Origin of the sequence: Phenylobacterium sp. (assembly GCF_016793285.1) — a bacterium.
Taxonomy (GTDB): Bacteria; Pseudomonadota; Alphaproteobacteria; order Caulobacterales; family Caulobacteraceae; genus Phenylobacterium.
The window spans coordinates 1-7,497 of sequence record NZ_JAEUMO010000028.1 but is presented as its reverse complement, the minus strand read 5'-3'; the positions used below and the strand labels follow the sequence as shown (position 1 = coordinate 7,497).

Sequence of the window (7,497 nt, the reverse complement as noted above, 5' to 3'; positions counted from 1 at the left end):
GCCTGGCGCAACGTGCCCGCGCCCCGCCGCGGCGAGCTGGTGCGCCTGTTCGGCGAGGAGCTTCGGGCCGCCAAGGCCGACCTGGGCGCGCTCGTCACCCTGGAGGCCGGCAAGGTCACCTCGGAAGCCCTGGGCGAAGTGCAGGAAATGATCGACATCTGCGACTTCGCCGTCGGCGTCTCGCGCCAGCTCTACGGCCTGACCATCGCCACCGAGCGGCCCGACCACCGGATGATGGAGACCTGGCATCCGCTGGGCGTCGTCGGCATCATCTCGGCGTTCAACTTCCCGGTCGCGGTGTGGTGCTGGAACTCGGCGCTGGCGCTGATCTGCGGCGACACCTGCGTCTGGAAGCCCAGCGAGAAGACCCCGCTCACTGCGCTCGCCACCCAGGCGCTGTTCGAGCGCGCCGTGGCCAGGTTCGGCGACGCGCCCGCCGGCTTGTCGTCGGTCGTTATCGGCGGCCGTGAGGTCGGCGAGATCCTGGTCGACCACCCGAAGGTCCCGCTGGTCAGCGCCACGGGCTCCACCGCCATGGGCCGCGCCGTCGGCCCGCGCCTGGCCGGGCGCTTCGCCCGCGCCCTGCTGGAACTCGGCGGCAACAACGCCGCGATCGTCGCCCCGAGCGCGGACCTCGACCTCGCGATCCGCGGCGTGGCGTTCGCGGCCATGGGCACGGCCGGCCAGCGCTGCACGACGCTGCGCCGCCTCTTCGTCCACGAGAGCGTCTACGACGCCTTCCTGCCGCGCCTGAAGGCGGCCTACGCCTCCGTGAAGGTCGGGGACCCGCGCAAGGCCGGCACGCTCGTCGGCCCCCTGATCGACCAGGCCGCGCTCATCGGGATGCAGCGCGCCCTGGACGACGCCCGCTCAGCGGGCGGCGCGATCCATGGCGGAGAAGCCGTGGACCTCGCCCAAGGCTGCTACGCGCGCCCCGCGCTGGTGGAGATGCCGGCCCAGGCCGACGTCGTGAAGCGCGAGACCTTCGCGCCGATTCTCTACGTGATGAAGTACCGCGACCTCGACGGGGCGATCGCGCTGCAGAACGACGTGCCGCAGGGCCTGTCGTCGTCGATCTTCACCAACGACATGCGCGAGGCCGAGCTCTTCATCTCGGCGCGCGGTTCGGACTGCGGCATCGCCAACGTCAACATCGGCCCCTCGGGCGCCGAGATCGGCGGCGCGTTCGGCGGCGAGAAGGAGACCGGCGGCGGTCGCGAGTCGGGCTCCGACTCCTGGAAGGCCTACATGCGCCGCGCCACCAACACGCTCAACTACGGCAAGACCCTGCCGCTGGCCCAGGGCGTCACCTTCGACGTCTGACACCGCGTCCGCCTCGCCGGCAGGGCCGACGCGGCCGCGTTCCGCGCCGTAGATCCAAACGCCCGTTTGCACGCGCGGCGGCCACTTGGCACAATCGGGCTTTCAGCACGTCATTTCGAAAGTCCGGTCCTTTGAGCATTTCCAATCCGGCGGCTGCGGGCAGCGCCGGCGATCCTCTTTCCTCCGTCGACACGCTGATCGAGGGCCTGGGCGGCGTCGGCTACATCGCCTCGCGCCGCATCGCGACGGCGCTCTACATGGCGGTGAACCTGCAGAAGCCGATCCTGGTCGAGGGCTCGGCCGGCGTCGGCAAGACCGAGCTGGCGCTTTCCACGGCGACGCTTCTCGGCCTGCCGCTGATCCGGATGCAGTGCTACGAGGGCCTCGACGAGTCCAAGGCGCTGTACGAGTGGAAGTACGGCAAGCAGCTCCTCTACACCCAGATCCTGAAGGACCGGATGGGCGAGGCGCTGGCCGACGCCGCCGACATGGACGAGGCCATGGTCCGGCTGCACGGCATGGGCGACCTCTTCTACTCCGAGCCGTTCCTGGAGCCCCGGCCCCTGATGCGGGCGCTGCGCGAAGACGACGGCTGCGTGCTGCTGATCGACGAGGTCGACAAGTCGGACGAGGCGTTCGAGGCCTTCCTGCTGGAGGTCCTGTCGGCCTATCAGGTCTCGGTGCCGGAACTCGGCGTGCTGAAGGCCAGGACGCCGCCGCTGGTGTTCCTGACCTCCAACAACGTGCGCGACCTGGGCGACGCGCTGAAGCGCCGCTGCCTGCACCTGCACATCCCGCTGCCCGAGGCGGCGCTGGAGGAGAAGATCGTCGCCAGCCGCGTGCCGGGCATCGAGGCCAGGCTGACGCGCGAACTGGTGGGCTTCGTGCAGACGCTGCGCACGCTCGACCTGCGCAAGGCGCCCTCGATCTCCGAGACCGTCGACTGGGCCCGGGCGCTCGTCCTGCTGCACGCCGACAGCCTCTCGCCCGAGATGGTGCGCGACACCCTCAACGTCATCCTGAAGTTCGAGCAGGACATCACCGCCGTCGAGCCGCAGGTGGTGGAACTGCTGCACAAGCGCTGACGGCATGCAGCACACGCTCTCATCCCGCTCATCCCGGCGAATGCCGGGACCCAGATCGCGAAATGCTGAGCTGGGTTGGATAGATGCTGTGTCCGTCGAACCGGTCGCCGAGACTTTCCATCTGGGTCCCGGCATTCGCCGGGATGAGCGGTAGATGCAGCACACGCTCGAGCAGTTCTTCCGGGCGCTGCGCGCCGCCGACGTCCGGGTCTCGCCGGCCGAGGCGATCGACGCCTCGGGCGCGGTGACCGTCACGGGCTACGCCGACCGCACGCTCTTCAAGGATGCGCTCTGCTCGACGCTGGCGAAGTCGGCCGACGAAGTCGGCCGGTTCGACGCGGTGTTCGAGACCTTCTTCGCCCGCGACGCTGTCTCGATGCCGCCGCCGTCCGCCTCGGAGCAGGGCGAGCCCAGCGAAGCCGACATGCAGGCCACCGAGTCGAGCCCGCTCGCCCAGGCCGTGCTCAGCGGCGACAACGCCCTGATCCAGCAGACCATGGAGGACGCCGCCCAGCGCGCCGGCGTCGCCGACATCCGCCTCACCACCCAGCGGAGCCGCCTCACACGCCGGCTGCTGGAGGAGATGGGACTGGAGGAGATCGAGCGGATCATCGCCAACGCGCGCCGCTTTCCCGAGCAGCAAGGCCTCGCCGACCGTCTCGACCAGGCTCGCCGCGACCTCTTCACCGAGGCGCAAGCGTACGTCGCGCGCCAGCACGACCTCTATGCGGCCGCCTCGGCCCAGACGCTGCGGGAGGAGCGCCTGGCGCGCAAGCAGCTCAACGCCGACGGGGGCGTCGACCCCGTCGACTACCAGCTCATGGCCGCGCTGGTGAAGAAGATGGCCAAGCGGCTGGCGGCCAAGTACTCGCGCCGCCGCCACATCGCCCACAAGGGTCACCTCGACGTCCGCAAGACCCTGCGCCGCAGCCTGGCCTACGGCGGCGTGCCCTTCGACATCCAGTTCAAGGTCAAGAAGGTCGACAAGCCGTCGATCGTGGCGATCTGCGACGTCAGCAAGTCGGTGGCCGCCGCCGCCCAGTTCCTGCTGACCTTCCTCTACTCGCTGAACGAGGTGGTCGACCGGATGGAGGCCTTCGCCTTCTCCGGCCGGATGATCAGCGTGAACGACATCCTCGACGACCACGGCGTCGAGCAGGCGATCTTCAGGGTGCTGCAGGAGATCGGCTTCCAGCAGACCGACTACGGCCGCTCGCTGCAGGACTTCTCGGAACAGCACCTCGACAAGCTCGACCGCCGCACGACCGTGATCATCCTGGGCGACGGCCGCTCGAACTTCGCCGATCCGCGGCTGGACCTGATGCGCGAGATCCACGACCGCTCGCGGGCCGTCATCTGGCTCAATCCCGAGCCCGAGAGCTACTGGGGCCAGGGCGACAGCGTCATGAACCGCTACGCCCGCTTCTGCCACGTCGCCAAGCAGTGCGGCACCATCGAGCAACTCGAGCGCATCATCGAGGACGTGCTCAGGAGCTACGTCCCGCACTGACGTCGGCGGCGCGCTTCACCTTGATCGCCGCGGAGATCTCGGTGTGGCGGACGCGGGTGATGGCGTAGGGCAGGAAGATCAGCGCGCCCACCACCGACATGGCCGCCGGGACGAAGCCCCAGGCCAGGATCAGCTTGCCCACGACGTCCTCGGGAATCACCGCCCCCACCTGGGCGCCCGCGTGGGCCGGAAAGTGCATGAGGTCGAGCGCGAAGCCGCCGACCATGGTCCCCACGCCGGCGGCCGCCTTGCCCGCGAAACCCAGGCCCGAGAAATAGAGACCCTCGCGGCGCGTGCCGAACACATGCTCGTGCTCGTCGGCGGCGTCGGCCATCATCGACGGCAGCGCGATGAAGATCAGGCCCGAACCCAGGCCGACGATCAGGCTGGTGCTCAGCATCCACCACAGCGCCTCGTAGCCGGTCGGCGCGAGGATGCCGAGCGCCCTGAGGGTCGGCAGGACCATCCAGGGCACGATGACGAGGGCGAAGCCCCAGAGCATCGCGGCCTTCTTCTCCATGCGCCTGAGCAGGAGCGGCGTGACGGGGATGCCGGCCGTGATGCCGAGCAGCAGGGCATACGCCACGAACTGGATCGTGCCCGGCGGCAGCTTCCAGACGAAGACGAAGGTGTGGTTGTTGAGCGCCGCGTTCAGGCCCGCCGCGCTGGTGAACATCAGCATCGACAGGAACAGGATGCGGAACGAGCGGTTGCGGAAGATCTCGCGCACCTCGCCCGGCAGTCGCGGCAGCATCGGCGCGGGCCGCTCGGTCGGGCGCGGCAGCGCCGCCGCATAGCGCCAGACGCCGAGGCAACTGACCAGCGCGCCCGCCAGCATGACCGCCGCGATCAGCCAGCCGAACGGCGCATAGGCTTCCTTCCGCTGCAGCCCGATCTCGCCGGTGAAGAAGAAGGTGAAGGCGATCAGGTTGATGGCCACCGTGGCCAGGATGCCGCCCATCAGCCGCCAGGCCACGATCCGCGCGCGCTCGACGTAGTCGTCGGTCATTTCCCCGCCCAGCGTGAAGTAGGGGATGTTGAACATCGAGGCGAAGGCCCGGACCCCCATCTTGCTGGCGGTCAGCCAGAAGAACAGCAGCAGCGGCGTCAGACCCGACGGCGGCGCGAACAGCATGCCGAGCGTCAGGAAGGTCAGGGGCGCGCCGACCAGCATCACCGGCACGCGCCGCCCCAGCCGCGAACGCACGCTGTCCGACCACGAGCCGATGAACGGGTCGAACACCGCGTCCAGGCACATGCTGATGGCGAGCGCCGTGCCGACCAGCGTGCCGGAGAGGCCGAGGACGGCCGTGTAGTAGAAGAAGACGAAGGTGTTCATGGCGAGGTAGCCGGACTCGACCACCTGGCCCACGCTGTAGGAGAGCTTGACCAGGGCGGGCGGCTTGCGGCCGTCGTGCGGCAGGACCTCCGCCGCCGCCGGGACGCCTACACCTTCTGCGACCGCCATCGTCTCTCCCACGCTCTCGTTCTGAAGACAGGCCGGCGACCGGACCTCAGGTCGCGGCCGCCGCCTCCCGGAGCCGCCTGCGCCGCAGTTCCGTGATGATCTCGCCGTGCCGGGCGCGGCTGATGGCGTAGGGCGCGAAGATCAATGCGCCGAGCACCACGAGGGCGGCGCTGAACGGGCCCCAGGCGATCACCAGCCCTTGCAGGACGCTCTCGTCGACCACCGCATCGGGACTGCGCCCCGCGCTCTTCGGGAACCGCAGAAGGTCGATGGCGAAGCCGCCGACCATGGTGCCGACGCCCGCCGCGGCCTTGCCCGCGAATCCGAGACCCGAGAAGTAGAGCCCCTCGCGCCGGGCGCCGAACATCAGCTCGTGTTCCTCGGCGGCGTCGGCCATCATCGACGGGTAGGCGATGTACGCCAGGCCCAGGCCCAGCCCCACGACCAGTTGCGTCGCGATCAGCGCCGGCAACGCGTCCAGGCCCGCGGGCGCGTAGAGGCCCGCGGCGCGGATGACGGGCAACGCGACCCAGCCGAGGACGAGCAGAGAGAAGCCCATCGCCACGACCGTCTTCTTCTCGAACGCGCGCAGCAGGGCGGCGGCCACGGGCACGCCGACGGTCAGGCCGGCCAGCGCCGAATAGGTCATGAACTGGATCATTTCCGGCTGGAGCTTCCAGACGAAGACGTAGTTGTGGAAGTTCAGCGCGTTGTGCGCGCCGGCCGCGCTCGCGAACACCAGCATCGACAGGAAGAGGATGCGGAACGAGGGGTTCCGGAACACCTCGATCATCTCAGGCAGGAGCCGATGCGTCATCGGCGCGGCCTTCGCCTGCGGCTGCGGGAGGGCCTTTGCGTAGCGCCAGACGCCGACGGTCGCGATCATGGCGCAGACGAAGACCAGCGCGCCGATGCTCCAGCCGAACTGCGGATAAGGCTCCGGCTTCTGCAGGCCGCCCTTGCCGGGGAAGAAGTAGGTGAAGGCGATCCACGTTATGGCCACCGTCGCCACGATGCCGCCCAGCAGGCGCCAGGCCACGATCTTGGATCGCTCGTTGTAGTCGTCGGACATTTCGCCGCCGAGGGCGAAGTAGGGGATGTTGTAGACCGATGCGAAGGCGCGGAACGCGCCCTTCATCACCGTCAGCCAGACGAACAGGAGGAACGGGCTGAGCGCCGCCGGCGGCGCCAGCAGGAGGCCCATCGTGATCATCGTCATCGGCGCGCCGATCAGCATGAGCGGCAGCCGGCGGCCGTACTTCGAACGGACGCCGTCCGACCACGACCCGATGATCGGATCGAGCGCGGCGTCGACGCACATGCTGATGGCGACAGCGAGCCCCACCATGCTGCCCGAGAGTCCGAGCACGGCCGTGTAGTAGAAGAAGATGAAGCCGTTCACGGCGATGTAGCCGGACTCGACCGTCTGGCCCACGCTGTAGAAGAACTTCACCGACGCGGGCGGCCGAAGCCCGCCCGCGGTCTCACCGGCCGCCGCCCCGCCGGCGATGGCCCCGGCTTCCTCCGCAATCGCCACGTCGTTCCTCCCACGCGGTCGTTGAAACGGACGGTACGCCCGCACGAACGGCTGGCAACCGTGACCTCACGTCACGGACGCGGCCTACCCCGCGCCCCGGCTCCGATCCCGAGCCGCCCCGGACCCCCCGGCGCGGCGATCGGCGGGGGCCCGCTTGCCCATAAGCGAATGCATGTTCATTATATACGGGTGAGGCAGAAGGACGAGACCAAGGCGCAGGACATCCTGCAGGCCACCCTGGACGAGGTCCGCGACGTGGGCCTGGCCGGCCTGTCCGTGGAGGCCGTGGCCCGGCGCGCAGGGGTCGCGACCGGCACGGTCTACGTCTACTTCAAGGGCAAGGACGCCCTGCTCGACCAGCTCTACCTGCGCACCAAGCAGAAGTTCGCGACGCTGGTGTTCGGCGACGACGGCGGGCCGCTGCGCGCCGCGTTCGCCCGCATGACCGCCGCCTACATCGACTACGTGATCGAGAACGCCGCCGAGCTGGTCTTCATGGGGCAGATGGCCAATTCGCCCTACCTGACCGCCGAGACCCGCGAGCAGGCGGCGATCAGCCTGCGCCCGCTGGCGA

Annotated in this window: 6 protein-coding genes; 4 read left to right on the top strand and 2 right to left on the bottom strand. The window is 69.3% G+C overall.

Going from position 1 to position 7,497, the window contains the following annotated elements; all coding sequences use genetic code 11:
* From JNL41_RS03300 to JNL41_RS03290, 3 genes are all read left to right on the top strand, one after another.
* A partial coding sequence (locus JNL41_RS03300; protein ID WP_293472848.1) for an aldehyde dehydrogenase family protein occupies window positions 1-1,323 on the top strand: 1,323 nt, incomplete at its 5' end.
* Window positions 1,324-1,454: 131 nt separating this feature from the next.
* Window positions 1,455-2,408 (top strand): MoxR family ATPase, encoded by a 954-nt coding sequence (locus tag JNL41_RS03295; protein WP_293472847.1) that lies wholly within the window; start codon window positions 1,455-1,457, stop codon window positions 2,406-2,408.
* A gap of 154 nt (window positions 2,409-2,562) precedes the next feature.
* Window positions 2,563-3,918: a VWA domain-containing protein gene (locus JNL41_RS03290; RefSeq protein WP_293472846.1), complete on the top strand. Its 1,356-nt coding sequence runs from the start codon at window positions 2,563-2,565 to the stop codon at window positions 3,916-3,918.
* Here the strand turns inward: JNL41_RS03290 and JNL41_RS03285 are convergent.
* Both JNL41_RS03285 and JNL41_RS03280 read right to left on the bottom strand, forming a co-directional pair.
* Window positions 3,896-5,386 carry an MFS transporter gene (locus JNL41_RS03285; protein ID WP_293472845.1) on the bottom strand — a complete coding sequence of 497 codons (1,491 nt, stop codon included), beginning with the start codon at window positions 5,384-5,386 and terminating at the stop codon, window positions 3,896-3,898. The genes JNL41_RS03290 and JNL41_RS03285 overlap by 23 nt on opposite strands.
* A 46-nt stretch (window positions 5,387-5,432) precedes the next feature.
* A complete protein-coding gene (locus JNL41_RS03280; RefSeq protein ID WP_293472844.1) occupies window positions 5,433-6,923 on the bottom strand; it encodes an MFS transporter in 1,491 nt (496 codons plus the stop codon).
* 189 nt (window positions 6,924-7,112) lie between these two features.
* On the opposite strand from JNL41_RS03280, the gene JNL41_RS03275 reads away from it, so the two are divergent.
* Window positions 7,113-7,497: TetR/AcrR family transcriptional regulator (locus tag JNL41_RS03275; RefSeq protein ID WP_293472843.1), on the top strand; the 385-nt coding region annotated here is incomplete at its 3' end.